Origin of the sequence: Streptomyces sp. NPDC005820 (genome assembly GCF_040630255.1) — a bacterium.
Taxonomy (GTDB): Bacteria; Actinomycetota; Actinomycetes; order Streptomycetales; family Streptomycetaceae; genus Streptomyces.
In genome coordinates, this window is record NZ_JBEXXE010000011.1 from 66,227 (window position 1) to 91,948 (window position 25,722).

General features: G+C 72.1%; 26 protein-coding genes, 2 pseudogenes and 1 riboswitch. Of the genes and pseudogenes, 17 read left to right on the forward strand and 11 right to left on the reverse strand.

From position 1 onward, the window contains the following. Positions 1-2 precede the first annotated feature (2 nt). Positions 3-308, forward strand: coding sequence for a hypothetical protein (locus ABZ464_RS15495; RefSeq protein WP_359276376.1), 306 nt, complete (start codon positions 3-5; stop codon positions 306-308). Between the two features lie 369 nt (positions 309-677). Further along, positions 678-860, forward strand: a riboswitch (cyclic di-AMP (ydaO/yuaA leader). A 3-nt stretch (positions 861-863) separates the two neighbouring features. Beyond that, a complete protein-coding gene (locus ABZ464_RS15500) occupies positions 864-1,337 on the forward strand; it encodes a C40 family peptidase (RefSeq protein WP_359276378.1) in 474 nt (157 codons plus the stop codon). Between the two features lie 54 nt (positions 1,338-1,391). On the opposite strand, the gene ABZ464_RS15505 is transcribed toward ABZ464_RS15500, so the two are convergent. After that, positions 1,392-1,871: an ATP-binding protein gene (locus ABZ464_RS15505; RefSeq protein ID WP_359276381.1), complete on the reverse strand. Its 480-nt coding sequence runs from the start codon at positions 1,869-1,871 to the stop codon at positions 1,392-1,394. 215 nt (positions 1,872-2,086) lie between these two features. Here ABZ464_RS15505 and ABZ464_RS15510 point away from each other — a divergent pair, with 215 nt between their 5' ends. Both ABZ464_RS15510 and ABZ464_RS15515 read left to right on the forward strand, forming a co-directional pair. Then, the gene (locus tag ABZ464_RS15510) at positions 2,087-2,947 is read left to right on the forward strand and encodes a helix-turn-helix transcriptional regulator (protein WP_359276384.1); all 861 of its coding nucleotides are present in this window, start codon (positions 2,087-2,089) and stop codon (positions 2,945-2,947) included. 9 nt (positions 2,948-2,956) lie between these two features. Further along, a complete protein-coding gene (locus ABZ464_RS15515; RefSeq protein ID WP_359276387.1) occupies positions 2,957-3,214 on the forward strand; it encodes a DUF397 domain-containing protein in 258 nt (85 codons plus the stop codon). Between the two features lie 48 nt (positions 3,215-3,262). On the opposite strand, the gene ABZ464_RS15520 is transcribed toward ABZ464_RS15515, so the two are convergent. Then, positions 3,263-4,390 (reverse strand): 8-amino-7-oxononanoate synthase, encoded by a 1,128-nt coding sequence (locus ABZ464_RS15520; protein WP_359276390.1) that lies wholly within the window; start codon positions 4,388-4,390, stop codon positions 3,263-3,265. 148 nt (positions 4,391-4,538) lie between these two features. Here ABZ464_RS15520 and bioB point away from each other — a divergent pair, with 148 nt between their 5' ends. Genes bioB through bioD form a run of 3 tightly spaced genes read left to right on the forward strand, consistent with a single transcriptional unit; the run spans position 4,539 to position 7,760 of the window. Beyond that, on the forward strand, positions 4,539-5,750 hold the full coding sequence (gene bioB / locus ABZ464_RS15525; RefSeq protein WP_359276393.1) for a biotin synthase BioB: 1,212 nt from the start codon (positions 4,539-4,541) through the stop codon (positions 5,748-5,750). Next, entirely contained in the window at positions 5,743-7,032 is a 1,290-nt protein-coding gene (locus tag ABZ464_RS15530; RefSeq protein ID WP_359276396.1) for an adenosylmethionine--8-amino-7-oxononanoate transaminase, read from the forward strand. The genes bioB and ABZ464_RS15530 overlap by 8 nt, the downstream gene beginning before the upstream one ends. Positions 7,033-7,034: 2 nt before the next feature. Continuing rightward, positions 7,035-7,760 (forward strand): dethiobiotin synthase, encoded by a 726-nt coding sequence (gene bioD, locus ABZ464_RS15535; protein ID WP_359276827.1) that lies wholly within the window; start codon positions 7,035-7,037, stop codon positions 7,758-7,760. A gap of 55 nt (positions 7,761-7,815) precedes the next feature. Here bioD and ABZ464_RS15540 read toward each other — a convergent pair whose 3' ends face one another. Continuing rightward, the gene (locus ABZ464_RS15540) at positions 7,816-9,906 is read right to left on the reverse strand and encodes a LuxR C-terminal-related transcriptional regulator (RefSeq protein WP_359276399.1); all 2,091 of its coding nucleotides are present in this window, start codon (positions 9,904-9,906) and stop codon (positions 7,816-7,818) included. A gap of 193 nt (positions 9,907-10,099) precedes the next feature. Here ABZ464_RS15540 and ABZ464_RS15545 point away from each other — a divergent pair, with 193 nt between their 5' ends. After that, positions 10,100-10,786 (forward strand): alpha/beta fold hydrolase, encoded by a 687-nt coding sequence (locus tag ABZ464_RS15545; RefSeq protein WP_359276402.1) that lies wholly within the window; start codon positions 10,100-10,102, stop codon positions 10,784-10,786. 99 nt (positions 10,787-10,885) lie between these two features. Next, the gene (locus ABZ464_RS15550) at positions 10,886-11,560 is read left to right on the forward strand and encodes a class I SAM-dependent methyltransferase (protein ID WP_359276405.1); all 675 of its coding nucleotides are present in this window, start codon (positions 10,886-10,888) and stop codon (positions 11,558-11,560) included. 13 nt (positions 11,561-11,573) lie between these two features. On the opposite strand, the gene ABZ464_RS15555 is transcribed toward ABZ464_RS15550, so the two are convergent. Beyond that, positions 11,574-11,948 carry a fic family toxin-antitoxin system, toxin component gene (locus tag ABZ464_RS15555; protein WP_359276407.1) on the reverse strand — a complete coding sequence of 125 codons (375 nt, stop codon included), beginning with the start codon at positions 11,946-11,948 and terminating at the stop codon, positions 11,574-11,576. A gap of 4 nt (positions 11,949-11,952) precedes the next feature. Next, positions 11,953-12,195: a toxin-antitoxin system HicB family antitoxin gene (locus ABZ464_RS15560; RefSeq protein WP_359276410.1), complete on the reverse strand. Its 243-nt coding sequence runs from the start codon at positions 12,193-12,195 to the stop codon at positions 11,953-11,955. Positions 12,196-12,316: 121 nt separating this feature from the next. On the opposite strand from ABZ464_RS15560, the gene ABZ464_RS15565 reads away from it, so the two are divergent. The 7 genes and pseudogenes from ABZ464_RS15565 to ABZ464_RS15595 all read left to right on the forward strand — a co-directional run. Continuing rightward, complete coding sequence (locus ABZ464_RS15565) at positions 12,317-13,111, forward strand: ABC transporter ATP-binding protein (protein WP_359276413.1); 795 nt, start codon at positions 12,317-12,319, stop codon at positions 13,109-13,111. Between the two features lie 4 nt (positions 13,112-13,115). Continuing rightward, entirely contained in the window at positions 13,116-15,683 is a 2,568-nt protein-coding gene (locus ABZ464_RS15570; protein WP_359276416.1) for an ABC transporter permease, read from the forward strand. Between the two features lie 204 nt (positions 15,684-15,887). Continuing rightward, positions 15,888-16,313 (forward strand): GNAT family N-acetyltransferase, encoded by a 426-nt coding sequence (locus tag ABZ464_RS15575; RefSeq protein WP_359276419.1) that lies wholly within the window; start codon positions 15,888-15,890, stop codon positions 16,311-16,313. Positions 16,314-16,500: 187 nt separating this feature from the next. Then, positions 16,501-17,835, forward strand: a complete 1,335-nt coding sequence (locus ABZ464_RS15580; RefSeq protein WP_359276422.1) for a hemolysin family protein — start codon at positions 16,501-16,503, stop codon at positions 17,833-17,835. Next, a complete protein-coding gene (locus ABZ464_RS15585; RefSeq protein WP_359276424.1) occupies positions 17,832-18,845 on the forward strand; it encodes a hemolysin family protein in 1,014 nt (337 codons plus the stop codon). The genes ABZ464_RS15580 and ABZ464_RS15585 overlap by 4 nt, the downstream gene beginning before the upstream one ends. A gap of 102 nt (positions 18,846-18,947) precedes the next feature. Further along, the gene (locus tag ABZ464_RS15590; protein ID WP_359276427.1) at positions 18,948-19,787 is read left to right on the forward strand and encodes an SGNH/GDSL hydrolase family protein; all 840 of its coding nucleotides are present in this window, start codon (positions 18,948-18,950) and stop codon (positions 19,785-19,787) included. 64 nt (positions 19,788-19,851) lie between these two features. Continuing rightward, positions 19,852-20,220 (forward strand): annotated as a pseudogene (locus ABZ464_RS15595) (DUF5958 family protein); the annotation flags it as partial. A 39-nt stretch (positions 20,221-20,259) separates the two neighbouring features. On the opposite strand, the pseudogene ABZ464_RS15600 reads toward ABZ464_RS15595, so the two are convergent. The 6 genes and pseudogenes from ABZ464_RS15600 to ABZ464_RS15625 form a co-directional block, all read right to left on the reverse strand. After that, positions 20,260-20,398 (reverse strand): annotated as a pseudogene (locus ABZ464_RS15600) (NADPH-dependent FMN reductase); the annotation flags it as partial. 158 nt (positions 20,399-20,556) lie between these two features. Then, positions 20,557-21,180: a deaminase gene (locus ABZ464_RS15605; RefSeq protein ID WP_359276430.1), complete on the reverse strand. Its 624-nt coding sequence runs from the start codon at positions 21,178-21,180 to the stop codon at positions 20,557-20,559. Between the two features lie 121 nt (positions 21,181-21,301). Continuing rightward, on the reverse strand, positions 21,302-21,982 hold the full coding sequence (locus tag ABZ464_RS15610; protein WP_359276432.1) for an alpha/beta hydrolase: 681 nt from the start codon (positions 21,980-21,982) through the stop codon (positions 21,302-21,304). 308 nt (positions 21,983-22,290) lie between these two features. Then, positions 22,291-23,301, reverse strand: a complete 1,011-nt coding sequence (locus tag ABZ464_RS15615) for a carbon-nitrogen hydrolase family protein (RefSeq protein ID WP_359276435.1) — start codon at positions 23,299-23,301, stop codon at positions 22,291-22,293. 116 nt (positions 23,302-23,417) lie between these two features. Continuing rightward, positions 23,418-24,365, reverse strand: coding sequence for a helix-turn-helix domain-containing protein (locus ABZ464_RS15620; protein WP_359276437.1), 948 nt, complete (start codon positions 24,363-24,365; stop codon positions 23,418-23,420). A 106-nt stretch (positions 24,366-24,471) separates the two neighbouring features. Next, on the reverse strand, positions 24,472-25,011 hold the full coding sequence (locus ABZ464_RS15625) for a MarR family transcriptional regulator (RefSeq protein WP_359276440.1): 540 nt from the start codon (positions 25,009-25,011) through the stop codon (positions 24,472-24,474). A 191-nt stretch (positions 25,012-25,202) separates the two neighbouring features. Between ABZ464_RS15625 and ABZ464_RS15630 the strand changes: the two genes are divergently transcribed. Next, positions 25,203-25,706, forward strand: coding sequence for a flavin reductase family protein (locus ABZ464_RS15630; protein ID WP_359276443.1), 504 nt, complete (start codon positions 25,203-25,205; stop codon positions 25,704-25,706). Positions 25,707-25,722 lie beyond the last annotated feature (16 nt).

Below are 25,722 nucleotides of genomic sequence, written 5' to 3' on the forward strand. Positions count from 1 at the left end.
CGATGGTTCCCGATCTGCCGCCGCTGCCCGCGCTCACCCGCGCCGAGGCCGAGTTGATCGACCGTTACCTGGACGTCGTGGATCTGCTCGGGCGGATCAATCCCGCGCACGACGGTGACACCTACCGGGGCCTCAGGGCCGCCCAGGCGCTGGTGGCGAGGGCGGCGGAGCTGCGCGACGCGCTGACGCTGATGCATCAGCGGGGCGAGAGCGAGCTGCACGCGCCGACCCTCGCGCGGGCGCTGCGCGTCCTGGACGGGGAGCGCCGCACCGCGCGGGTCACGGTCCCGCCGCTCTCCGACAGTTGACGCACGCTCGTCCGGTCCGGAGCGCCGCCGCGGCGACCGCGACGTCCCGGCCGGACCTGAAACGCACCAGACGGGTTACCCCCGTTCGGCGTAGCGGCGGCTCCTCTTGCGAGCGCGCGCATTGTGCCGAAGGCGCTGTTTTCCGGGGCGGCACAAGGGGTAGCGGCGCAGGTCGGGGGGCCTTTGGCGCCCTTGACACCTGATCCCCCATCAGGGTGTCCACCCGAACGGGTGAGTGGTGAGTAACCCCACAAATCACCGGTTCCATTGGGATTTTCGGTCAACGGTGAGTCAAGATCCGTGTCTGACGACAAGTCCCCGCCACAAGCGGCGGGGCGGTCCGGGCGGACGCCGAGTCCTGCCGCTGCCCGGATTGACCCGTCGACAGGAGTGCATCGGCAGGAGTGGAGGACCCAAGCACGACGGGTCGCCGGAACGGTCACGCCATGACCGGGCCGAGCAGCCCTTGGGGTGAAGCCGCGAGAGCGGCCGGGCACCTTTGTCAGCCCGAATCCGACAGGTCATCCTTCACAGGCGGTTGACGAAGGGTTGCGCATGACTGCGCTCAATCGTGTCCCGTCGCTCATGGCCCGGGCCGGTACGGCCTCCGCGTTCGCCATCGCCGCCGTGGGCGGCTCGATCGTGATCCCCGGTGTCGCCGCCGACGCCGCGGCCGCCACGCCGGCGACGAAGGCGCTCCAGGTCGCGGCGTCCAAGAAGGGTGCACCGTACAAGTACGGGGCCGCCGGACCGAAGAGGTTCGACTGCTCAGGTCTCACGATGTACTCGTTCAAGAAGGCGGGCAAGACCCTGCCGCGCACGGCGGCGCAGCAGTACAACAAGACCCGCCACATCTCGGCCTCCAGCCGTAAGGCCGGCGACCTGGTGTTCTTCCACTCGGGGTCGAACGTGTACCACGTCGGGATCTACGCCGGGCACGGCAAGATCTGGCACTCGCCGAAGACCGGCAGCTGGGTCAAGCTGGAGAAGATCTGGACCAAGAGCGTCTGGTACGGCCGGGTCCGCTAGGGCCCCGGCCCGAGCACCGCTTCCCGGGGTGGTGGCGGCGTCCCTGACGCGCCCTCACCGCCCCGGGAGCTCTCCCGCCCGCGGGGGCACCGCGGCGCGGGCCGCCTGCTCCGCCGGGACGGTCCACGGCAGCTCGACCGTGACCGTCTTGCCGCCCTCCCGTGTGGGGCGTACTCCGAGCCTGCCGCCGCGCTCGGCGGTCAGCCAGCGAATGATCACCATGCCTCGGCCGTTGTCCTGCTGGACGGCGGCCGGCAGTCGTCTGGGGAAGCGCGGATGGCTGTCGGTGACGCCGATGCGCAGCCGCTCGTCGCGGTCGAGCGCCAGGGCCACCGTGAAGGTGGGCGACTGACCGAGGGTGTGCTGCACGGCGTTGGTGGCGAGTTCGGAGACGATCAGCCGGATGGTGTCGGCCGCCTCCGAGTCCGCCGGCAATCCCCATTCACCGAGCGTGTCGGCCACGAATCCGCGGGCCGTGGAGACCGAGGCGGGATCGCTCGGCAGAGTGACGGATGCTTCCAGATGGTCTGCCATGGCGACCTCGTCCCTTTCCCACGGGACCGGAGTCCGACACGCTGCGGATGGTTCGAGTACGGTCCCGGACTGGTGCTTCTTCGCCAGACTGCCATCAGCACACCGGTCACGGGTGGCGATCCACCAAGATATGCATATATCTGTCGCCCAATGCGGTGAACTCTGCCACGGCAGAGCGTTTTTGGACGGCCCGTCAGGAATAAGGAGGAGGGCCCATGCAGCACGGTCCCGCGGTGCGCCGCCGGAAGCTGGGTGCCGAACTGCGCAGTCTGCGCGCCGGGGCGGGGCTCACGAGCGGTGAGGCGGCCCGGCTCGTCGGCTGGCACCAGTCCAAGGTGAGCCGCATCGAGACCGGCACCAGCGGTACGAAACCGGCCGATGTGCGGTTACTTCTCGACGCCTACGGCGTGACCGACCCGCAACTGCGGGAGCTGATGACGGCGTTGGCCGGCTCGGAGGAGAGCGGTGGCCGGGACCACTGGTGGCACGCCTATCGCGGGGTCCTGCCGGCCGCGTACCGGGACTTCATCAGCCTGGAGTCGCAGGCCGGGGCGATGCGCACGCTGGAGACGACGGTGGTCCCGGGACTGCTCCAGACGGCCGAGTACGCACGCGCGGTGACCCGGGCGGCGGTGGAGGGGGCCGACGAGGACCAGTTGGACACGCTGGTGGAGGTGCGGCTCGCCCGCCAGGACGTGCTGCGCCGGCAGCCGCCGCTGAGGCTGAGCGCGGTGCTGGACGAGGCGGTGCTGCGGCGGGAGGTGGGCGGCCCCGAGGTCATGGAGCGCCAGCTCGTCCGGCTTATGGAGGCGGCTCGACTGCCCCAAGTGCGATTGCAGGTACTGCCGTTCGCGGCCGGCGCCCATATCGGCGTCACCGGCCCTTTCGTTATTTTCTCATTCTCGAGCGCGCCTGATCTGGATGTGGTTGTTCTCGACCACTTGACGAGTAGCCTCTACCTCGAACGGAAAGAAGACCTCGAGGCCTACACCGAGGCCTTCAACGCCCTTCGGGCACATGCCCTTTCGCCCGGGGAATCACTGGACTACATCGCCGCGACAGCTGACGGCGCGTAGGGAGGCACCATGACTGTTCTGCCTCGGAACGTACCTCGGAACGTAACCCGGAACGCACCTCGCAGCACCGATCCCCACGCTCTGCCCCAGGTGCGGTGGCTGCGCAGCAGCTACAGCACGGGAGCGAACAACTGCGTGGAGACGGCCCGGCCGGCCCTCGGGCCCTTCGCCGGGCTGCTCGCCGTACGCGACTCCAAGGACCCGGAGGGTCCCGCCCTGCTCTTCTCCCCCGAGAGCTGGTCGGGTTTCACCACCGCGTTCCACTGATCACCGTCATCCGGCAGCAGGGGCGACCCACGGCCGTGTCACGCCGACTCATGGTCGTGTCTCCCCGATGACCCGTACAGCGCGATCCAGCTCGGCCCCGGAGAGGTCGCCGCGGGCGGTCAGCCTCAGGCGTGAGACGCCGTCGGGCACGGAGGGAGGACGGAAGCAGCCCACGGCCAGGCCCGCCGACCGGCAGTCCGCCGCCCACTGCACGGCCTCCTCCGGGGAGGGCGCACGCACGGAGACGACCGCGGCGTCCGGACGCACCGCTTCCAGGCCCGCGGCCGTCAGCCGCTCGTGCAGTTCGGCCGCCACCGCACGCGCGCGTGCCGCCCGCTCGGGCTCCCGGCGCAGCAGCCGGAGCGCCGCGAGGGCCGCACCCGCCGCCGCGGGGGCCAGGCCCGTGTCGAAGATGAAGGTGCGGGCCGCGTTGACCAGATGGTCGATCACCCGCGCGGGCCCCAGCACGGCCCCGCCCTGGCTGCCGAGGGACTTCGACAGCGTCACCGTGACGACGACGTCCTCGGCGCCGGCCAGCCCGGCCGCGGACGCGGCGCCCCGGCCGCCGTTCCCGAGCACGCCGAGGCCGTGCGCGTCGTCCACCACCAGCCCGGCGCCGTGCTCCCGGCAGGCGGCGGCGAGACCGGCCAGCGGGGCGGCGTCGCCGTCCACCGAGAAGACCGTGTCGGAGACCGCCACCGCCGGGCCGTCGTGCGTGCCGAGCGCCTTGCGGACGGCGTCCGGGTCCGCGTGCGCCACGACCTGGGTGGTCCCACGGGCCAGCCGGCAGCCGTCGATCAGCGAGGCGTGGTTGCCCGCGTCGGAGACGATCAGCGAGCCGTGCGGGGCCAGCGCGGTGACCGCGGCGAGGTTCGCGGCGTACCCGGACGAGAAGACGAGCGCCGCTTCGAAGCCGCAGAACTCCGCCAGTTCCCGTTCCAGCTCGGTGTGCAGCTCGGTGGTGCCGGTGACCAGCCGGGAGCCGGTCGATCCGCCGCCCCAGGTCCGGGCGGCCGCCGCGGCGCCCGCCGTGACCTCCGGGTGCCGGGACAGGCCCAGGTAGTCGTTGCTCGCGAGATCGAGCAGCGGGGAGTCGGCCGGACGGGGCCGCAGCGTCCGGACGAGTCCGGCCCGCCGGCGCGCCCGCGCCTGTTCGTCGATCCAGCCGAACGCCATGGCTCCTCCGGGGCTTTTGTAGGTAGCGGACAGACCCTAGCGTCACGGACCGCTACCCACGGTGTGGCAATACCCACACGTCGATCCGGGTGTGTTGTGTGATCCCTACCTTGGCCCGGGGCGGTCCCGTAGGACAGGATCGGCTCTCATGGACCTGCTGAACACGCTGGTGGACAAGGGGCTTCGGCGCGAGCTGCCGACCCGCGAGGAGGCGCTCGCCGTCCTCGCCACTTCCGACGACGACGTGCTGGACGTGGTGGCCGCGGCCGGGAAGGTGCGCCGCCACTGGTTCGGCCGGCGGGTGAAACTCAACTATCTCGTCAACCTCAAGTCGGGCCTGTGCCCCGAGGACTGCTCGTACTGCTCCCAGCGGCTCGGCTCCACGACCGGGATCCTGAAGTACACCTGGCTCAAGCCCGACCAGGCCTCCAAGGCGGCCGCGGCGGGGCTCGCGGGCGGGGCCAAGCGGGTCTGCCTGGTGGCGTCCGGGCGCGGTCCCACCGACCGTGACGTGGACCGGGTCTCCGAGACCATCAAGGCGATCAAGGACCAGAACGAGGGCGTCGAGGTGTGCGCCTGTCTGGGGCTGCTCTCCGACGGCCAGGCCGAGCGGCTGCGCGAGGCGGGCGCGGACGCCTACAACCACAACCTCAACACCTCCGAGGCGACGTACGGGGACATCACCACCACCCACACGTACGCCGACCGGGTGGACACCGTCTCCAAGGCGCACGCGGCGGGCCTGTCGGCCTGCTCCGGGCTGATCGCCGGCATGGGCGAGAGCGACGAGGACCTGGTGGACGTGGTCTTCTCGCTGCGCGAGCTGGACCCGGACTCGGTGCCGGTCAACTTCCTCATCCCGGTCGAGGGCACCCCGCTGGGCAAGGAGTGGAACCTCACCCCGCAGCGCTGTCTGCGGATCCTCGCGATGGTCCGGTTCGTCTGCCCGGACGTCGAGGTGCGGATCGCGGGCGGCCGCGAGGTCCATCTCCGTACGATGCAGCCCCTCGCGCTGAACCTGGCGAACTCGATCTTCCTCGGCGACTACCTCACCACCGAGGGCCAGGCCGGCAAGGCCGACCTGGAGATGATCGCGGACGCCGGCTTCGAGGTGGAGGGCGCGGGCGAGATCACCCTGCCGGAGCACCGGGCGACGGCGGGCGCGGGCGGGTGCGGTTCGCACGCCGAGGCCGGCTGCGGCTCCCACGCGGAGGCGGGCTGCGGTTCCGGCTGCGGGTCGCACGAGGGCGGCCCGGTGTGCGGTACGGCCGCTGCCGCCGCCCCGGCCGGTGAGCCCCGTACGGACCTGGTCGCCGTGCGCCGCCGAGGCGCCGGTACCGACCTCGCGCCCAATGCCTGAGCTGCCCGCACTGCCCGTCGCCGAGTTGCTGGAGCTGGACCGGCGGCACGTCTGGCATCCGTACGGTCCGATGCCCGGCCGGGTGGACCCGCTCGTCGTGGAGTCGGCGAGCGGGGTGCGGCTGCGGCTCGCGGACGGCTCGGGCGAGCTGGTCGACGGCATGTCGTCCTGGTGGTCGGCGATCCACGGCTACAACCACCCGGTGCTCAACGAGGCCGCGCGCGAGCAGCTCGGCCGGATGAGCCACGTCATGTTCGGCGGGCTCACGCACGAGCCCGCCGTCCGGCTGGCGAAGCTCCTTGTCGACATGTCTCCCGAAGGCCTCGAACATGTCTTCCTCGCCGACTCCGGTTCGGTGTCGGTCGAGGTCGCGGTGAAGATGTGTCTGCAGTACTGGCGTTCGCTCGGCCGGGGGACCAAACAACGCCTGCTGACCTGGCGCGGCGGCTACCACGGCGACACCTGGCAGCCGATGTCGGTGTGCGACCCCGAGGGGGGCATGCACGAGCTGTGGACCGGCGTGCTGCCCCGTCAGATCTTCGTGGACCCGCCACCGGTCGAGTACGAGGAGACGTACGCCGATCAGCTGCGCGCCGCGATCGAACGGCACGCGGACGAACTGGCCGCGGTGATCGTGGAGCCGGTGGTGCAGGGCGCGGGCGGGATGCGCTTCCACTCCCCCGCGTATCTGCGGGTGCTCCGCGAGGCGTGCGACGCGCACGACGTGCTGCTGGTGTTCGACGAGATCGCGACCGGGTTCGGGCGCACGGGCGCGCTGTTCGCGGCGGAGCACGCGGCGGTGACGCCGGATGTGATGTGCGTGGGCAAGGCGCTGACCGGCGGTTGTCTGACCATGGCGGCGACGCTGTGCACCTCCCGGGTGGCCGACGGGATCTCGCGGGGCGAGGTGCCGGTCCTGGCCCACGGCCCGACGTTCATGGGCAACCCCCTCGCCGCCTCCGTCGCCTGTGCCTCGATCGGGCTGCTGCTCGGGCAGGACTGGCTCGCGGAGGTCAAGCGGATCGAGACGGGCCTCAGGGACGGGCTGGCGGAGGCCGCCGGGCTCCCCGGGGTCCGGGACGTACGGGTCCTCGGCGCCATCGGGGTGGTCCAGCTGGACCACCCGGTGGACATGAAGGCCGCCACGGCGGCGGCCGTGCGGGAGGGCGTCTGGCTGCGGCCGTTCCGCGATCTGGTCTACACGATGCCGCCGTACGTCACCGGCGACGCGGACGTGGCACGGATCGCGCGCGCGGTGTGCGCCGCGGCGCGGGAGGGATGAACATGCCGATCCTGGTGATCACGGGGACGGGCACGGAGGTCGGCAAGACCGTCACCACGGCGGCCGTCGCCGCCTCCGCGCTCGCGGCGGGCCGCACGGTGGCCGTCCTGAAGGCCGCGCAGACCGGGGTGCGGCCGGACGAGTGCGGCGACGCCCAGGAGGTCGCGCGGCTCGCGGGCCCGGTCACGACGGCCGAGTGCGCCCGCTACCCCGAACCGCTCGCCCCGGCGACCGCGGCCCGGCGTGCGGGACTGCCCCCGGTGCGGCCGCACGACGTCGTCGAGGCGGCCCAGAAGCTGGCCGCGGAGCACGACTTGGTCCTGGTCGAGGGGGCGGGCGGACTGCTCGTCCGCTTCGACGAGGCGGGCGGCACCCTGGCCGACGTGGCCCAGGCGCTGCGGGCGCCGGTCCTCGTGGTGGCCTCGGCGGGCCTGGGCACGCTGAACACCACGGAACTGACGGCCCGCGAACTGCGCGCCCGGGGCGTGGAGCTCCTGGGCGTGGTGATCGGCGGCTGGCCCGACTCCCCCGACCTGGCGATGCGCTGCAACGTCACGGACCTGCCGGACGTGGCCGGGGCACCTCTGCTGGGCGCCCTCCCGATGGGCGTGGGCGCACTCGCCCCGGCCGACTTCCGCACGGCGGCCCCGGGCTGGCTGGCGGCGCGCTTGGACGGGACATGGGAGGCATCAGCTTTCCGAGAAGGGGCACTGGCAGCGCCCCGATAGGGGCGCGGGGAACTGCGCGACCAGCCACAACGCACCCGCGGACGAACAACAATGCTCATTCCCCTTCCGAAAGCAACCGCACCAACTCAATCCGGGACCGAATCCCAAGCCGCGTGAAAACCCCCCGCAGATGGTGATCAATGGTCCGCGGACTGAGCGCAAGCCGCGCGGCGATCTCCCGGTTCGTGGCACCCTCCGCGGCCATCCGCGCGACCATGAGCTGCTGGGCGGTCAGCCGGACGATCGGCGGCTCGGCACCCCGGGCCGGGCCGGCCGGCGCCCCGAGCGCGCGCAGCTCCGCCCGCGCCGCCTCGGCGCAGTGCGGCGCCCCGAAGGACTCGAACGCCTCGCGCGCGCTGTGCAGCCGGTCGCGGGCCTCCGCGCGGCGGCGCAGCCGGCGCAGGGCGCTGCCGAACAGCAGTTCCGTACGGGCGCGTTCGAAGGCGCGGGTGCCGTCGGCATGCAGGTCGAGGGCCGTGCGGTAGTGGTCGAGGGCTTCGGCGCCGGGGGTGAGCAGGGCCCGGCAGCGGGCGCTGAGGGCGAGGTCGTCGGCGCTGCGGACGGCGCGGGCCCAGCGGTCGTAGTCGGCGTGGGCGGCGCGGGCGATCCGGGTGTCGCCCGCACGGACGGCGGCTTCGACGTAGTGCGGGGTGGCCAGGTGGCGGACGGCCCGGTGCCCGTGGCCCGGGCCGAAGGCGGCGAGGGCGCGCAGCCGGGCCGCGGCGGCGCCGTAGCGTCCGGAGCCGAGGTCGAGGAAGGCGAGCGCCCACTGGGCGAGGGCGGCGGGCAGCCCGAGGCCGTGGGCGAGGGCGTAGGAGCGGGCCGCCGCGGCACGCTCCCGGCACAGGTCGCCGTCGCCGGTGAGCGCGGCGAACATCGCGAGGGCGGCCTGCAGATGGCAGGCGCCGTTGTCCTGTCCGGTGGCGTACGACTGGCGTAGGGCGTCGAGCGCGGCGGCCTCGGCGGCGCGGGGGCGGCCGGTCCAGAAGTCGGCGTAGGCGCGGAACTCCATCGCCTGGGAGACGGTCGCGGTCAGGCCCCGGGCCCGGGCCGCGGCGGCCGCGCGGACGGTGGCGGTGGCGGCGCGGGTGTGGTCGCCGAGCATCAGGGCGGCGATGCCGGCGTGCAGGAGCCGGCTGGGGTCGCCACCCGGGCCGCACCGTCCGGCGGTGGCCTCCAGCAGGTCGCGGGCGTCCTCGTACCGTCCGTCCACGGCGGCGGCGAGGGCGGGGAGCACCCCGGGCGGCCGGACGCCGAGCCGTCGCGCGACGGCCATCGCTTCCCGACATCGGCGCAGGTCGCCGGTGTAGACGGCGGCTTCGGTGGCGCGGGCGAGGAGGGCGACGGGTTCGGTGGTGAGGGTGGCCCCGGCGACCAGGGCGTCGAACGCCTCGCCCGCCTGGCCGGTGCGCAGGGCGAGGACGCCGGTGAGGGCGTCGGTGTTGGTGCGGGCGGCGAGGGTGCGGGCGCGGTCGGCGTCGCCGGAGTGCCAGGCGTCGGCCGCCGCGCGGGCGAGTTGGCGGGACTGTTCGCGGGGGTCGGTGCCGAGGGCGGCGGCGCGTTCGTTGAGGGCGGCCGCGAGGGCGGGGTCGGCGGCCCGGCGGGCCCGGTCGGCGGCGGCCGTCAGCTCGGCGGCGAGCCGCCCGCTGGGGCCGAGCGCGGCCGCGCCCCGGTGCCAGGAGCGGCGGGGCAGTTCGGTGTCGTCGTGCAGGACACGGGCGAGCAGCCGGTGGGCGTCGCGGCGGTCGGCGGGGGCGGCCGTCTCGTAGGCGGCGATCCGGGTCCAGGCGTCGCGGAAGCCGACCCCGCCCGCCGTGGCGTGGGCGAGGCCGGCGCTCTCGGCGGCCTCCAGCGGGCGGGTGTCGAGGCGGGCGGCGGCCACGGCGCGCAGGAACGCGTGGGTGGCGACCGGGTACTGGTCGGCGGCGGCCAGGAGCAGCAGCAGCCGGGTGTCGTCGGGCAGGGCGCGGATCTCCCGGCGGTAGCCGTGCAGCAGGCCGGGGGCGAGGTCGGCGGGGTCGGTGGGCAGGGGGTCCAGGCCGGCCGCCTGACGGTCGGTGAGCCGCGCCGCGAGTTCGGCGGCGGCGCGCTGATCGCCGTACACCAGACGCAGCACGCGCGCCCGGACGCCCTCGGGGAGGGACATGACCGGGCGCCGCCACGGGGCCGGGGGCGGCGGTGGCGAAGTGCCGTCGAAACGTGGGGGGTTTACAGGAGTCACCACGCGATTGACGTTACTGGCGGGTTACTTGAACAGTAAAGACCGGCGATTTCACCGATGCGGCGCGCGTAGACCCGACCGGACACTCCTGGCAACCCCACCCGTTTCAGGAGGCATCATGCAGCGCTCCAGGCGTCGCATCGCCACGGTCCTCTCGGCCGTGGTCTCGTCGCTCCTTCTGTCACTGTCGTTCTCCGCCCCCACCGCCCAGGCGGCGACCCACAACCCCGTCGTCTTCGTGCACGGCATCAGCAGTTCGTCGAGCAGCTGGGACGACTGGGTCGCCGACTTCAAGGCCGACGGCTACACGTCCGCCGAGCTGGACGCGTGGACGTACAGCTGGTCCCAGTCGAACGCCACCACGGCCTCCCAGTTGGCCACCGAGATCAAGAACGTGCTGGCGAGAACCGGCGCGAGCAAGGTCGACGTGGTCGTCCACTCGATGGGCGCCCTCAGCGCCCGCTACTACCTCAAGAACCTCGGCGGCACGTCCTACGTGGACGACTTCGTCTCCGTCGCGGGCGTCAACCACGGTACGTCGGCCGCCTCCTGGTGCAGCTGGCTGTACACCTCCTGCGCCGAGATGGTCACCGGCAGCTCCTTCCTCACCGCGCTCAACTCCGGTGACGAGACGCCGGGCAGCGTGAGCTACGCGACGTACTGGTCGAACTGCGACGCGGCCATCGACCCCGACTCCTCGGCGCTGCTGAGCGGGGCCACCAATGTCGGCGTCGGGTGCATCTCGCACAACGACATGAACAACGACTACGGCGTCTACGAGCAGGTGCGCGACTTCATCCAGTGACCCCGCGCGCACGACCGTGACCGTGTGAAGGACAGCGGGGGTGCGACGGCTCCCCGCGGGGGAGAATCCGGGTAGGCCCGTCCTGCCCGGGAGGTCGTCATGCCGATACGGTCCGCCGGCTCCGGCCGGGTGCCCGGTGACCCCGTCCACCACCCGCTGTTCGCCCGCTGCTACGCCGCACTCGGCTCGGCGGCGGAGACCCGGGCCGGTCTCGCCGGTGTGCGGGACCGGCTGCTCGCCGGGCTCTCCGGCCGGGTCATCGAGATCGGCGCGGGCAACGGACTGAACTTCGCGCACTATCCGGGGACCGTCTCGGAGGTCGTCGCGATCGAACCGGAGCGCCGGATGCGGACACTGGCGCTGGAGGCGGCGCTGCGCGCCGGGGTGCCGGTGGACGTGGTGCCCGGTGCGGCGGAGGCGCTGCCGGTCAAGAGCGAGGCGTTCGACGCGGCGGTGGTCTCGCTGGTGCTGTGCAGCGTACGGGACGTGCCGCGCGCGCTGGCCGAGCTGCGGCGGGTGCTGAGGCCCGGCGGTGAGCTGCGGTTCCTCGAACACGGCCCCGGCGGCGGCCGGGCGATGCGCGCCACCCAGCGCGCCCTGGACCGCACGGTCTGGCCCTCTCTCGCGGGCGGCTGCCATCTGACCCGGGACACGGTCGGCGCACTGCGCGAGGCCGGGTTCGAACTCGGCCCGTACCGGCAGGTGTTCCTGCCGGAGAAGGGGCCGCGGTTCCCCTTCTCCTACGGCGTTCTCGGCACGGCCTACCGGCCTTAGGCGCGGGGTGTCCTCACAGGCTCCACTGGCGCAGTTCCTGCGCGATGTCGGCGACCGACGCATCACCCGTCTTGACCAGGCGGGCCAGATCCCGCACCTGTTCGGGCGAGGTGGCCACCTTCAGACCGCTGGCCACGAGGTAGGCGTAGGCCACCGCGCAGGCGAACAGCGCGTTCGAGCGCTCCAGCGCGGGGACGTGGATGAGGAGTTGGAGCAGCGCGGCGGCGCGGGCCGGCGGGTCGGTGTAGACGGGGACGTCGAATATCTCGGCCTGGTGGCGGGCCACGGCGGCGATCAGGGCGCCCCAGTCGGTGACCTGGGGGTCGCCCGGGGTCTGCTGTTCGGCGAGCATGAGCAGCCAGGCGAGATCGATACGGAGATCGCTCAAGGGATCAGCGGCGGCCTTCCGGCACGGTGCCCTCGCGGTCCGCGCCGAACTCATCGGCGAAGACGCTCTCGTACTGCTTCATGAAGTCGGCGGCGGCCTCCACGAAGGTGTGGCCCACCTCGCCGGCGTCCTGTCTGACGAGTTCCTCGATATAGCGGTTGACGCTCATGCCGCGCGCCGTGGCGCGCTCGCGGGCGGCCTGGGCCGTGCCCTCGTCGACGCGGACGTTCAGCTGGGTCTTCGCCATGCCTTCGACGCTAGCGCGTGGACGCTAGCAGCGGCAAGGGCGCGCCGGAATCGAAAAGAGATACCGACTGTGCGCCGGATCACACTAGTCTCGGCACGTCGACGCGAGCGAGGAGGCAGTCTTGTCCACAGCGGCCTTGTCCACCCCCGACGGGATCGCGGCCCGTGCCCACGGTCTGACCAAGGCGTACGGCTCCGGCGAGACGACGGTGCTGGCCCTGGACTCCGTGGACGTGAGCATCGCGCGGGGCCGGTTCACCGCGGTCATGGGGCCCTCGGGGTCCGGGAAGTCCACGCTGATGCACTGTCTGGCCGGGCTCGACACGGTCTCGGCCGGTCAGGTCTGGCTCGGCGACACGGAGATCACGGGACTGAAGGAGCGCGAGCTGACCCGGCTCCGGCGGGACCGGATCGGGTTCATGTTCCAGTCGTTCAACCTGATCCCGACGCTGAACGCGGCCGAGAACATCACGCTGCCCATGGACATCGCGGGCCGCAAGCCCGACGAGAAGTGGCTGGACCAGGTCGTCGACACACTCGGGCTGCGGGAGCGGCTGAGGCACCGGCCGTCCCAGCTCTCCGGCGGTCAGCAGCAGCGGGTGGCCTGTGCCCGGGCGCTGGTCTCCCGGCCCGAGCTGATCTTCGCGGACGAACCGACCGGCAACCTGGACTCGCGGGCCGGTCTGGAGGTCCTCGCGTTCCTGCGCCAGGCGGTGGACGAGCTCGGCCAGACGGTCGTCATGGTCACCCACGACCCGAACGCCGCCGCCCACTCGGACCTGGTCCTCTTCCTGGCGGACGGCCGGATAGTGGACGAGATGGAACGCCCTACGGCCGATGCCGTACTCGAACGCATGAAGCGGTTCGACGTCGGCCGGGCATCCGTCACCGACGGCACGGCTCCCGAGGAGGACTGACCCGGTGCTGAAGGCGACCCTCAGGAGTTTCCTGGCGCACAAGGGGCGGCTGCTGCTGTCGGCCCTCGCCGTCGTGCTGTCCGTGGCGTTCGTCGCGGGCAGTCTGATCTTCTCGGACACCGTGACCCGCACCTTCGACCGGCTGTTCGCCTCCACCTCGGCGGATGTGACGGTCGAGCCGAAGGACGACCTGAACTCCAATGTGCCGAGCGGCGCGGTGCAGACGGTTCCGGCCGCCCTCGCCGCCGAGGTCGCCGGCGTCGACGGGGTCGCCTCCGCCCACGCGGACGTCAGCGTGGAGAACATCACGGTCGTCGACAGCGACCACAAGTCCGTCGGCCCGACCACCGGCGCCCCCACCATCGCCACCGACTGGTACGTCACCCACCGCAGCCCCGTGAAGCTGACCTCCGGACACGCCCCGCAGGGCGCCGGCCAGGCCATGCTGGACGCCGACACCGCCGACAAGAAGCATGTGAAGATCGGCGACACGCTCACGGTGATGGCCCAGCCGGGCTCCTTCGACGTCGAGATCGTCGGCATCGCCACCTTCACCACCACCAACCCGGGCGCGGCCCTCGTCTTCCTCGACCCGAAGGTCGCCGCGACCGAGCTGCTGGGCTCGGCGGACCGGGCCACCAGCATCTCGATCGACGCGGCTTCGGGTGTCTCGGACGCCGTGCTCAAGGACCGCGTCTCGGCCGCGCTGGGCTCGGGGCCGTACGAGGTGAAGACCGCCGACGAGCAGGCCGAGTCCTCGGCCGCGTCGCTGGGCGGCTTCCTCGACGTGATCAAGTACGTGATGCTCGGGTTCGCCGGCATCGCCGTCCTGGTCGGTGTGTTCCTGATCGTCAACACCTTCTCGATGCTGATCGCCCAGCGCACCCGTGAGCTGGGCCTGCTGCGCGCGCTCGGCGCCGACCGCCGTCAGGTGCGGCGCTCGGTGCTGACCGAGGCGGTGCTGCTGGGACTGGTGGGCTCCACCCTGGGCCTCGCGGCCGGTATCGGGCTCGCGGCCGGGCTGATCCGGCTGATGAGCGCGTTCGGCATGAACCTGAAGACGACGGAGATGGTGGTCGGCTGGGGGACCCCGGTGGCGGCGTACGCCGTCGGCGTGGGCGTCACCTTCGTGGCCGCCTACCTGCCGGCCCGGCGCGCCGCCACGGTCTCGCCCATGGCGGCCCTCGCCGACGCGGACATCGCGGGGGTGGGCCGGCCGCTGAAGGTGCGCGCGATCGTCGGGGCGGTCGTCGGGGCGCTGGGCGCGGCCGCGCTGCTGGGCTGTGCGACCGCCTCGAAGACGGCGTCCGCGGCCTCCTTCCTGGGCCTCGGCGTCGTCCTGACGCTGATCGCCACCGTGATCGCGGGACCGCTGCTGGTCCGGCCGGTGATCCGGGTCCTCGGCGGCGCCTTCCCGGCCCTGTTCGGCCCGGTCGGGCGGATGAGCCAGCGCAACGCCCTGCGCAACCCCCGCCGCACGGGAGCCACCGCCGCCGCGCTGATGGTGGGCCTGGCCCTGGTCGGCGGCATGTCGGTGGCCAGCGCCTCGATGTCGAAGTCCTTCGACGAGCAGATCGACAGGACGCTCGGCGCGGACTTCGTGATCCAGAACGCCAACTTCACGCCCTTCTCCCAGGAGTTGACGGACGCGGTCCGCGCCACCGACGGCGTCGGTCTCGTCGTACGGCAGCGGTTCGCGCCCCTCGCGGTACGGCTGCCGGACGGCAAGCGGGTCGAGACGACGGCCTCCGGGTACGACGACCGGCTCGACGACGTCGCGCATGTCACGTACGCGCAGGGCGACTCGGCGGCGGCGCTGGCGGACGGCGCGATCGGCATGGACGTGGACTTCGCGAAGGACCACGGGGTGAAGCTGGGCAGTGTGCTCCCGGTGGAGTTCCCCGGCGACCGCACGACCTCGCTGAAGGTCGGCGCGCTCACCGACCAGGACGCCTCCGAGGGGTTCGGCATGGAGGGCGGGCTGTTCCTCGGGACGGGGACCGTCGAGAAGTACGTGCCCGACGGCCAGGACTCCGCGCTGTACGTGAACGCGGCCGCCGGCACGACCGCCGAGCAGTTGCGGCCCCGGCTGGAGAAGACGCTCGACGCGTACCCGCAGGTCCAGGTGCGCGACCAGGCCGACTACAAGAAGCTGGTCCACGACCAGATCGCCGTCCTCCTCTACCTGGTGTACGCCCTCCTCGGCCTCGCGATCGTCATCGCGGTGCTCGGTGTGGTCAACACCCTGGCGCTGTCGGTGGTGGAGCGGACCCGGGAGATCGGACTGCTGCGGGCGATCGGTCTGGGGCGGCGGCAGCTGCGGCGGATGATCCGGCTGGAGTCGGTGGTGATCGCGGTGTTCGGCGCGGTCCTGGGGCTGGCGCTGGGACTGGTGTGGGGCGTCTGCATACAGCAGGTGCTCGCCCTGCAGGGCATGAAGGCGCTGGCCGTCCCGTGGGGCACGATCGTCGCGGTCGTCATCGGCTCGGCGGTGGTGGGCGTCGTGGCCGCCCTGCTCCCGGCCCTGCGCGCGTCCCGGATGAACGTCCTGGCGGCGATCGCCCACGAGTGAGGGGGCGCCGCAGCTGCGGGGGCGGCCGGGCGGGGCTCGGTCGGCCCGCAGGCCCGGTCGTCGGGGGAGGCTCGGGTCGGCCCGTCCGGCGCTTGCGCGAGGCGTCGCGGAGTGGAGGGCGGGGCCGGCCGTCGGGCCCGCTCACATGGCGTCCGGATCGTGGAATTCCCCGTCTCGCCGCCGCGCCCGTGGTGGGATCGCCGTATGTCTGATCCGCGCATACGGGCCGCGACGCCCGACGACCTCGACACCGTGCTCGACTTCTGGAAGACCGCCGCCGAGGGGACGAGCATCAGCGACGACCGCTCCGGTGTGGAGCGGCTGGTCGCCCGTGACCCGGAGGCGCTGCTCCTCGCCGAGCAGGGCGGTGAGCTGGTGGGCACGGTGATCGCCGGGTTCGACGGGTGGCGGTGCCATCTGTACCGGCTGGCGGTGCATCCGGAGCGGCGCCGTCAGGGCATCGGCTCGGCGCTGCTCGCCGCCGCCGAGGAGAGGTTCGTACAGCTCGGCGGGCGGCGCGGGGACGCGATGGTGCTCACCCGGAACGAGACGGCGCATCATGCGTGGCGCGCGGCGGGGTACGCGCCGGAGGAGAACTGGCGTCGCTGGGTGAAGCCGCTCGCCCACTGATCGACACCGCCCCCACCCGAGGGGACTTTGCTGATCCTTTACTATTGGGGGACCGTGCGACCACGTACGGTCCCCTGCGAGTCTTCGAAAGGTGTGAGCCTCCGCCCATGGGCGAGCCTCCCAGTAGCCGTGCGCGACATCGCGCGATCCTCCCTGCCCTGCCGGACCATGGGACGGAGGTGAACCGATGACGGAAGTGCTCCTGCTGCTGGTGGCGATCCTGCTCTCCCTCGCGTGCGGCGCCTTCGTGGCCGCCGAGTTCTCGCTGACCACGGTCGAGCGCAGCGAGCTGGAGCGGGCGGTGGAGCGCGGCGAGCGCGGCGCGTCCGGCGCGCTCAAGGCCGTACGGAATCTCACCTTCCAGCTCTCCGGCGCCCAGCTCGGCATCACCGTGACCAACCTGGTGGTCGGCATGCTCGCCGAGCCGTCGATCGCCGCGCTGATCGCGGGACCGCTGGAGTCGGTGGGGCTGTCGGACGCCGCGGCGAGCTCGGTGGCGCTCGTGCTGGGCACGGCGCTGTCGACGGTCTTCCTGATGGTCGTCGGCGAGCTGGTGCCGAAGAACTGGGCGATCTCCTCGCCGCTGCCCGTGGCCAAGACCGTGGGCAACGCGCAACGGTGGTTCAGCGCCGCCTTCCGGCCGTTCATCGCCCATCTCAACAACACCGCCAACCATGTCGTGCGCCGCTTCGGCCTGGAGCCCACCGAGGAGCTGGCCGCCGCGCGCGGCCCCCAGGAGCTGGCCGCCCTGGCCCGGCACTCGGCCCGCGAGGGCGCGCTGGAGGCGGACACCGCCGAGCTGTTCGTGCGCACCCTGAACCTGGCCGACCTCACCGCGGAGAACGTGATGACCCCGCGCGTCCAGGTCATCTCCCTGGACGCCCTGGCGACCTGCGAGGACGTGGCGAACGCGACCCGGGCGACCGGTCTGTCCCGCTTCCCCGTCCACCACGGCGGCCTGGACGCGGTCGTCGGCACCGCGCACATCAAGGATGCCCTGGCGATCCCCGCCGAACGCCGTCTCCACGTACCCGTCTCGGAGATCATGCGTGAGCCGCTGCTGGTGCCCGAGTCGCTGACCGTGGACCGGCTGCTGGACCGGCTGTCCGGCAAACGGACGATGGCCGTGATCATCGACGAGTACGGCGGTACGGCGGGCGTGGCGACCCTGGAGGACATCGTCGAGGAGGTCGTGGGCGAGGTCCGCGACGAGCACGACCCGCACGAGACGCCCGACCTGGCCCCCGCGGGCACCGACGACGACGGCCGCGCGCTGTACTCGGCCGACGGCGCCGCCCGGATGGACCAGCTCGCGCGCGTCGGCCTGCACGTCCCCGAGGGGCCGTACGAGACGCTCGCCGGCCTCGTCGCCACCGAACTGGGCCGCATACCGGACGTCGGTGACGGCGTCGAGGTCGCCGGCTGGCGCATGGACGTGGTCGACGCGTCCGGCCGCCGCGCCGCGCGCGTCCTGCTGCACGCCCCGCTCGCCGAGGACCACGTGGAAGGGGCGGACCAGTGACCGCCGTACAGCTGCTGATCGCCCTGGCGACCCTCGTCGTCAACGCGTTCTTCGTCGGGGCCGAGTTCGCGCTGATCTCCGTCCGCCGCGCCCAGATCGAGCCGTACGCCGAGCAGGGCGACCGGCGCGCCAGGAGCGTGCTGTGGGGGCTGCGGCACGTGTCCTCGCTGATGGCGGCGGCACAGCTCGGCATCACCCTGTGCACGCTGGTCCTCGGTGTCGTCGCCGAACCGGCGATCGCCCATCTGCTGGAGCCGGTGTTCCACGCGGTCGGCGTGCCCGAGAGCGCGGGCCACGCCGTGTCCTTCGTGATCGCGCTGGTGCTGGCCACCTATCTGCACATGCTGCTCGGCGAGATGGTCCCGAAGAACATCGCGCTCGCGGAGCCGGTGCGCACCGCGCTGGTGCTCGGTCCGCCGCTGGTCACGCTGTCACGGGCGCTGCGTCCGGTGATCTTCGCGATCAACGCGTTCGCCAACGCGCTGCTGAAGCTGATGCGGATCGAGACCAAGGACGAGGTCACGGCGGCCTTCTCGGACGCCCAGCTCGCCCAGATCGTCAAGGACGCGGGCGCGGCGGGGCTCATCGACGGCCGCGCCCAGGAGCGTCTGCACGACGCCCTGGAGCTGGGCCGGCGCCCGGTGCGGGACGTCGTACTGCCGTTGGAGCGCGTCGTCTACGCGCGCGTGGGCGTCACTCCGGAGGAGCTGGAAGGGCTGGCCGCGGAGTCGGGGTTCTCCCGGTTCCCGGTGGTGGACGAGGGGCGGCGGATCATCGGCTATCTGCATGTGAAGGACGCGCTGGACGCCTCGCCCCGGGACGAACCGTTCCGGCTGCGGGACATGCGGCCCATCGCGCGCGTGCGGGAGGCGACGCCCCTGGACGACGTCCTCACCGCGATGCGGGGCAGCCGTACGCACCTGGCGGCGGTGCTGGGCACGGACGGGCGGCTGGCCGGGCTGGTGACGATGGAGGACGTGCTGCGCGAGCTGTTCGGACAGCCGGCGTGAGAGGGGCGTGGGACGCGGGCGAGGCCGGGGTGCCCGAGGCCGCGTACCGGGCAGGGGTGACCGACCGACGGGTATGGGACTCGGGCTACCATCTATGTCGCCATGCAGACGAACCCCACACACACCAGCCTGGTCGCGGTCGGCGACTCCTTCACCGAGGGCATGTCGGACCTGCTGCCCGACGGCTCCTACCGCGGCTGGGCCGACCTCCTGGCGGGCCGGATGGCGGCGCGCGCGCCCGGCTTCCGGTACGCCAACCTGGCGGTGCGCGGCAAGCTGATCGGTCAGATCGTCGAGGAGCAGGTGGACGTGGCGGCCGCGATGGACGCCGACGTGATCACCCTGGTCGGCGGTCTCAACGACACCCTGCGCCCCAAGTGCGACATGGGCCTGGTCAAGGGCCTGCTCACGGAGGCGGTGGAGCGGCTGGCCCCGTCCTGCAAGCAGCTGGTGCTGATGCGCAGCCCGGGGCGCCAGGGTCCCGTCCTGGAGCGGTTCCGGCCGCGCATGGAGGAGCTGTTCGTCTGCGTCGACGAGCTGGCCGCCCGCCACGGCGCCCTGGTCGTCGACCTGTACGGCGCCCCCTCGCTCTCCGACCCCCGGCTATGGGACGTCGACCGGCTGCACCTGGCTCCGGAGGGGCACCGCCGGGTCGCCGAGGCGGTCTGGCAGACCCTCGGCTACGACCCCGAGGACACCGAGTGGCGCACGCCGGTCGCGGCGACCGTGCCGCCCGGCTGGGCCGCCCGCCGGGCCGCCGACGCCCGTTTCGCCAGGCAGCACCTGCTGCCGTGGATCGGCCGCCGACTGACCGGCCGCTCCTCCGGGGACGGCCGGACAGGCGCCCAGTTCAGCGCTGAGCTGGGCAAAGCGTTCTGGGTCACCCCTGCGGACCACACAGACCCCGGCCCGGTGACGGACTGGCGACAGGTGGGGCCCTGACCCGGGACCCCGCCCGGCGGTTGTTGTTGCGGGACGTCATGACCGAGTCCCATGGGAGGCAGTCATGCACGAACGCGACGTCCTGCTCAACGAGCTCGCGCAGGGGCTGCGCCCGATGTCGGAGGGCATCGAATGGTTCGACGGCCTCGGCCAGGAAGAGCAGTCCGAGGTTCTGCTGTTCCTGCGCCATCACTGCGTCCAGGCGCGTGCCGTCGCCGAGGACGCACCGGAGAGCATCCGCCGTGCCGGGCTGCGCCCGACGCATACGCCCGCAGTGCTGATCTCACGAGGCCGGATCGACGAGCAACTGGGCAAGATCGCCGGTCTCGCGCCTCTCGACGAACGCCGTAAGGCGTTCAGGCTGCTGATCGCGGTGCTCGCGCTTGCCGACGCACGACGCCGCGAACGCTTCTGCTCCGGCGGCTGCGATCACTGGTGGCACGGACTGTCCGTCGCCGACGGCCCACCCGGCGCTGGCGGTTCCCATGTAGGTGGGGGGCGCCGAAGATGATCGCGTCCGAGGCGTCCAGCTGCTCCCACTGGGCGTCGGTGATCTCGCCGACGGCGATCAGGTTCACGACGGCGCCGGCTTCCTTGGCGCCGGCCTCGAGCGTGGGCCGCGCCTTCCACCACCACGTCGAGTCCCTCTTGCGGGAAGCGGAAGTCGAGGGCGATCACGAGATGCTCGCCCACGCCATGCTCCGTGTGGATGGGCGATTGCGGCGATGGTCCGTCGGTGGCCACGTCGTACGGGATCCCCTCGGGCGCTCTACGTCCAGAAGTCCTTGTGGACTGCCGCGCCCGCGCCATGCAGATGGGGTCCGGAGACTTCGACCTTGGGCGATCCGGCTGCGAACACCTGACGACTGGGGAGCTGGAGGACGAGCTCGCTGCTGCCTCCGACCAGAACGGCCAGTTCGTCCTCGCCCAGGGCGTAGACCACGCGCGGGATACGGCTCCAGTAGATGGCTCCGCAGCACATGGCGCAGGGCTCGGTGCTGGTGTAGAGAGTGCCCGTGGCGAGCTGCTCGACGGTCAGGGTGCGACACGCCTTGCTGACCAGGTTGAGTTCCGCGTGGTTGGTGATGTCGTTCTGCGTGACCACGGTGTTCTCCGCTTGGCACAGCACCTCACCGGAGGGACTGGCCAGTAGGGCGCCGAAGGGGTGGTTGCCGTGGTCCCGGGACTGCTGGGCCAGGTCGATGGCGGCTGCCAGGAGTCTTTCGTCTTGCGGGGAGAGCGGGGTCAAGGTGGGTCCATTCTTGTGGGTGAGCAGGCGCTCGATGAGGTGGTCTACGCTGCCGGGGCCGATCAGCTGTCCATCCCGCCCGCACAAGGCAGCCGCGATCCGCAGCGAGCCCGTGGTGTCGGTGCCCACCGTAGGGGGTGCCATGCCGACGGCGACCGCCACCGCCGTTTCGACAGCCTGCCTACGGACGGCGGCACGGTGCCAACCGGGGGCCACGACCCCGACGTCGCACACGCGGCAGCCCCGGTCCGCCATCACCGGCACGTCACAGCCTGCTGGTGATGGTGTCCAGATACGCGGCGAGTTCCTTCGGTCGGGCGTACATGGGCCCGTGTCCGGTCGCCCACTCCGTTGTCGTAGCGCCGGCGCGGGCAGCGAGCTCACGCTGGGTGGCTGCGGGCAGGGCGCGGTCGTGGGCGGCGATGAGGTAATGGCTTGGTCGGTCGCGCCAGGCCGGGGCCCCGGATGGGGCTCGGTCGATCCCGAGGCGCGGGTACTTCTGCACGGCTCCGGCGAGCGCGGTGCGCTCCTCGGGGGCGTCGGCGGCCATGACCTCGCCGTAGGCGGCGCGGTCGATGTAGGAGCGGCCGCCCTCGGTGACCCTCAGGTGCTCGGCCAGCAGGCTACCGGGGTGGTGATGGGCCAGGTCACTGACCGACTCGCCCTCGTCGGGTACGAAGGCGGCGATGTACGCGAGTGCCTGGACGCGCTCTTGGCCCCGGGCAGCATTGGTGATCACGGCTCCGCCGTAGGACCAGCCCACCAGCAGTACGGGCCCGTCCACGGTGGACAGCGTCCGGCGTACGGCGGCGATGTCGTCCGCCATGGATTCGAGCGGGAGTTGCGCGGCAACAGGCTCGTGGCCGAGTGCGCGCAACTCGGTGATCGTCTCGCTCCAGCAGGAGCCGTCCGCCCACAGGCCGTGGACGAGGACGATGGCGGTCACGGTGCGAACCTCCGATGGGAGAAGGGACGGGTGGATGTGGTGGGCCCCGGTCCGGGCGCCCTGGACGACGGGCCGTGGCCGCGTCGCTCCGGTCCACGAGCCGGAGCCGGCCGCGAGGCGCGCGCTCCTGGGCTGAACACAGGTGCTGCTGCCTGATCGCCCACCGCCGACTCAAGTCCTGGAGTATCCCAGTACTGCTCGGCGCCGCCGCCCCACCCAGCGATGTGTACCGGCTTGTCGACCAGGACAAGCACCACGGACAGCCCCTCCGCCACCGGGTGGCCGAATCCGGGGAAAAAACCTTGTGGTCAGACGGTGGCGTCCTCCGGCGCGGGCTCGTCCAGGTCCGGGAAATACGGTCCCGGCGTTTCGCCGGGCCGCACGACGGCGGACTTGGGCCGGTCGTCGAGCAGCAGGCGGGTGGCATCGGCCTTGGCGTAGTGTCCGGCGGGGTCGGCGGCGTTCTTGGCCAGGTCGATCAGGGAGAGGTCGATGTCGGCGACGAGGAGGCCCTCGGCATGCTCGTCCAGCGGCTTGCCCAACGGGCTGCCGTCGGGACCGTAGATGCGGGAGCTGCCCGCGCCGGCCGTGAGCAGGGCGCGCTGCTCGTCGGTGGTCGCGAAGGTCTCGATGCAGTGCTCGCCGATGACCTGCGTGGGCGCGATGACGAAGCAGCCCCCTTCCAGAGCGTAGGTCTGCGTCGCCGCCAGGTTGGCCTCGGCGCCGAGTGCGTAGGCGATGCCCTTGTACAGGCCGAAGGCGGGCCACGAGGCGATGTGGACCTGCTCGTGCTGCGCGTACATCGCATACTTGTTCAGCGGCTGGAGGTGCTCCCAGCAGTTGAGCGCGCCGAGCCGGCCGAGGGGCGTGTCGACGACCTTGAGGTGGCTGCCGTCGCTCTCGCCGAAGAGGCTGCGTTCGACGTGGGTGGGCTTGAGCTTGCGGCGGTGCAGGAGCACGCCGCCGTCCGGCGAGATCAAGGTTTGGGAGATGTACAGGCTGCCGTGGTCCTTCTCGCTGTAGCCGAGAGCGACGGTGACGCCGGTGCGGCGGACGGCCTGGCGTATGGCGGTGATGTGCTTGCCGTCGACGGTCGGGGAGTTCGCGTGATAGCGGGCGATGTACGGCATCTGGCCGGCGACCGGCCCGAGCCACAGGAACAGCGGGTAGCCCGGGATCCATGTCTCGGGGAAGGCGACCAGGGCGACGTCCTGAGCGGCGGCCTCCTCGAGGAGGCCGATGGTCTTCTCGACGGTGGCATCGGCGTCGAGCCACACGGGCTCGGCCTGAACGGCGGCGACACGGTACGTGGTCGGCACTGCGGGCCTCCTGAAGCGTTGGCGAAGTGCTCCGACCGTAGAAGCCCGCGGCAGCGGGGGTGCGGCGTTGCGTGCACCGGAGTGCGGCGTGTTCCACGGCGCGCGCCGGGCGTGCGTCAGCCGTCGACCAGCGGTTCCGTCGTATGCCGTCGCACTTCGGCAGGCGTCCGGCCGTAGGTGCGTACGAACGCGCGGGTGAAGGTGGTGCGGTCGGTGAAGCCGCAGCGGGCCGCGGCGGCTGCGACCGTCAGGGCGGCATACCGGGGATCGGTCAGGATGCGGTGGGCGGCACGCAGCCGCTCGGCGCGGATGAAGGCCGCGGGCGAGGTGCCGCCCGCGGCGAACACCTCGGCCGTGTACCGCAGGGAGACGCGGTGGCGGCGGGCAATGGCGTCGGGGGTCAGTCGGGAGTCTGCCAGGTGGTCACGGACGTATGCCTGCATCGAGGCGAGCAGGGCTGCTCTGCCGGTGGGCACACCGGAACCTTCCCCGGCCACCGCCCGCAGTGCCGTGGCCATCAGGTCGACGGTCGTGAGGCCCAGCTCGGCTCGTTGGTCGCCGGTGAGGCCGTCGCTGGTGTCGGCCAGTTCCCGGACGTAGGCGGCCAGGATCCGGACCGTCGGGTGACCCGGGGGCAGCGCGCGCCCGCACACGTTCTCCACGCGTCCCACCCGGGCGTGCAGCTGGTCCCGGGGGATCTGCAGCACCAGTTGTCGCGCGCCGGTCGGGAACCGCAGTTCGTACGGCCGGGACGTGTCGTACAGCGCTCCGCCGCCGCACGGCAGCAGCGTCTCCCGCCCGTCCTGCACGACGGCGCTCACTCCGTCCAGGTGGAGGGAGAACAGGTAGTCGTCACGCGGCTCGGCGCGTACCAGGCGGGATGAACGCAGGACGATGGAGGGCCCGTGGGTGCGCACCTCGGTGAGGGTGGCGGCGGGCCCCATTGCGCTGGAGCGCACGGAACCGTGGAAGGACCCGGACACGGAGCCGAGTGACAGCGGCACGAAGCTCTCGGTGATGACCTGGGCCCATTCATCGAGGTTCTTGGCGACGAGGACTCCCATATGGCCGAGTATGTTCGGCGGTTGTCGCACCGGTGTCAACGCAGCTGTGTCGTCTTCGTGGTTCAAGGCCGCGGAAGGCCGCTGGGAGGGCTGACTCCCGTACCCGTCATGCCCGGTGCCGGGCGTCGAAGTCCATGGAATGCGCGGTCAGCTTTCCGAGCAGGTCGACGAGGGTGCGCGCCTCCTCCTCGCTGAGGGAGCCCGCCCACTCCTGTTCGCGCTCGTTGTGCGCCTGGAAGGCGGAGGTGATCGCTTCCCGGCCGGCGTCGGTGAGGCGCAGCTGGACCGCGCGTCCGTCGTACGGCGCGCGCTCCTTGCTGACCAGGCCGTCCTTCTCCAGCGTGCCCACCAGGGCGGACACGGCCGCGCGGCTCATGCCGGACAGCTCGGCGACCTTCTTCGCCTCGACCGGCGCCGACAGCCAGATGGCGAACAGCACCCGGAACCCGGGCCACGACCAGCCGCGTGGCCGGTGCACGGTCGACTCCAGGTCGTACACGATCATGTTGGCGGCCCGGTGCAGGGTGAGGATCATGCGCATCGCGAGCGGATCGACGCCGGGCAGTTCCCGCCCGACCCGCTCGACGGCGTGGTCGATGAACGACCAGAAGTGCAGATGCTCGGCGTCGGGCTGTTCGTGGGTCACACCGGGAGTGTAGGCCGGGTCGCCCACGAGCCTGGCAGCGAGATTTTTCCTCTTGAGGCCTTCCCAAGCGGTCGCTCCCGGGGTACGGTCCTGACCAATTAATCAAAGCTTTGATTGAATGCTTTGGTTCGGATATCGACTGCTTTGTTCTCCACGTCGAGTTGGCGAGCAGCGATCCCACGGAGCCCCTCATGCCCGAAGCCCTTGCCCCGCCCAGTCCAGGTGCCCTGCGTGCCTGCATGGCACGGTTCGCCACCGGCGTCACGGTGGTGACGTACGACGGTGACGACGGACCGCGCGGAGCGACGATGAACGCGTTCACGTCCGTCTCGGCCGACCCGCCCCTGGTACTGATCAGCGTCGCCCGCCGGGCCCGCTGCCACGACCAGCTCCTCGACCGTCCCTTCTGCGTCAACGTCCTGGGCGCCGAACAGGAGCCGCTGGCAAGGCAGTTCGCCGGCATGCGCGGCGCCGCCGAACCCGGGTGGGCGCCCGCTGCGCGCATCCCCCGCCTCGACAACCCGCTCGCCTGGGTCGAATGCGACCCCTGGCGGTCGTACGACGGAGGCGACCACACCCTCGTCGTCGGCCGCGTCACCGACCTCGGCCACCGCGACGGCGACGCCCTCACCTACGCCTGGAGCCGCTTCGGCAGCCTCGCCGAGTCCGCCGACGGCATCGAACACCTCATCTGACCGCACCTCCGAGGAG

Coding starts and splice junctions, on each gene's coding strand:
- ABZ464_RS15545 (WP_359276402.1), top strand. CDS start 10,100: ATGCAGCGCTCCAGGCGTCGCATCGCCACGGTCCTCTCGGCCGTGGTC.
- ABZ464_RS15560 (WP_359276410.1), bottom strand. CDS start 12,195: ATGGCGAAGACCCAGCTGAACGTCCGCGTCGACGAGGGCACGGCCCAG.
- ABZ464_RS15495 (WP_359276376.1), top strand. CDS start 3: ATGGTTCCCGATCTGCCGCCGCTGCCCGCGCTCACCCGCGCCGAGGCC.
- ABZ464_RS15540 (WP_359276399.1), bottom strand. CDS start 9,906: ATGTCCCTCCCCGAGGGCGTCCGGGCGCGCGTGCTGCGTCTGGTGTAC.
- bioB (WP_359276393.1), top strand. CDS start 4,539: ATGGACCTGCTGAACACGCTGGTGGACAAGGGGCTTCGGCGCGAGCTG.
- ABZ464_RS15505 (WP_359276381.1), bottom strand. CDS start 1,871: ATGGCAGACCATCTGGAAGCATCCGTCACTCTGCCGAGCGATCCCGCC.
- ABZ464_RS15575 (WP_359276419.1), top strand. CDS start 15,888: ATGTCTGATCCGCGCATACGGGCCGCGACGCCCGACGACCTCGACACC.
- bioD (WP_359276827.1), top strand. CDS start 7,035: ATGCCGATCCTGGTGATCACGGGGACGGGCACGGAGGTCGGCAAGACC.
- ABZ464_RS15510 (WP_359276384.1), top strand. CDS start 2,087: ATGCAGCACGGTCCCGCGGTGCGCCGCCGGAAGCTGGGTGCCGAACTG.
- ABZ464_RS15500 (WP_359276378.1), top strand. CDS start 864: ATGACTGCGCTCAATCGTGTCCCGTCGCTCATGGCCCGGGCCGGTACG.
- ABZ464_RS15515 (WP_359276387.1), top strand. CDS start 2,957: ATGACTGTTCTGCCTCGGAACGTACCTCGGAACGTAACCCGGAACGCA.
- ABZ464_RS15520 (WP_359276390.1), bottom strand. CDS start 4,390: ATGGCGTTCGGCTGGATCGACGAACAGGCGCGGGCGCGCCGGCGGGCC.
- ABZ464_RS15605 (WP_359276430.1), bottom strand. CDS start 21,180: ATGGCACCCCCTACGGTGGGCACCGACACCACGGGCTCGCTGCGGATC.
- ABZ464_RS15630 (WP_359276443.1), top strand. CDS start 25,203: ATGCCCGAAGCCCTTGCCCCGCCCAGTCCAGGTGCCCTGCGTGCCTGC.
- ABZ464_RS15580 (WP_359276422.1), top strand. CDS start 16,501: ATGACGGAAGTGCTCCTGCTGCTGGTGGCGATCCTGCTCTCCCTCGCG.
- ABZ464_RS15530 (WP_359276396.1), top strand. CDS start 5,743: ATGCCTGAGCTGCCCGCACTGCCCGTCGCCGAGTTGCTGGAGCTGGAC.
- ABZ464_RS15550 (WP_359276405.1), top strand. CDS start 10,886: ATGCCGATACGGTCCGCCGGCTCCGGCCGGGTGCCCGGTGACCCCGTC.
- ABZ464_RS15620 (WP_359276437.1), bottom strand. CDS start 24,365: ATGGGAGTCCTCGTCGCCAAGAACCTCGATGAATGGGCCCAGGTCATC.
- ABZ464_RS15590 (WP_359276427.1), top strand. CDS start 18,948: ATGCAGACGAACCCCACACACACCAGCCTGGTCGCGGTCGGCGACTCC.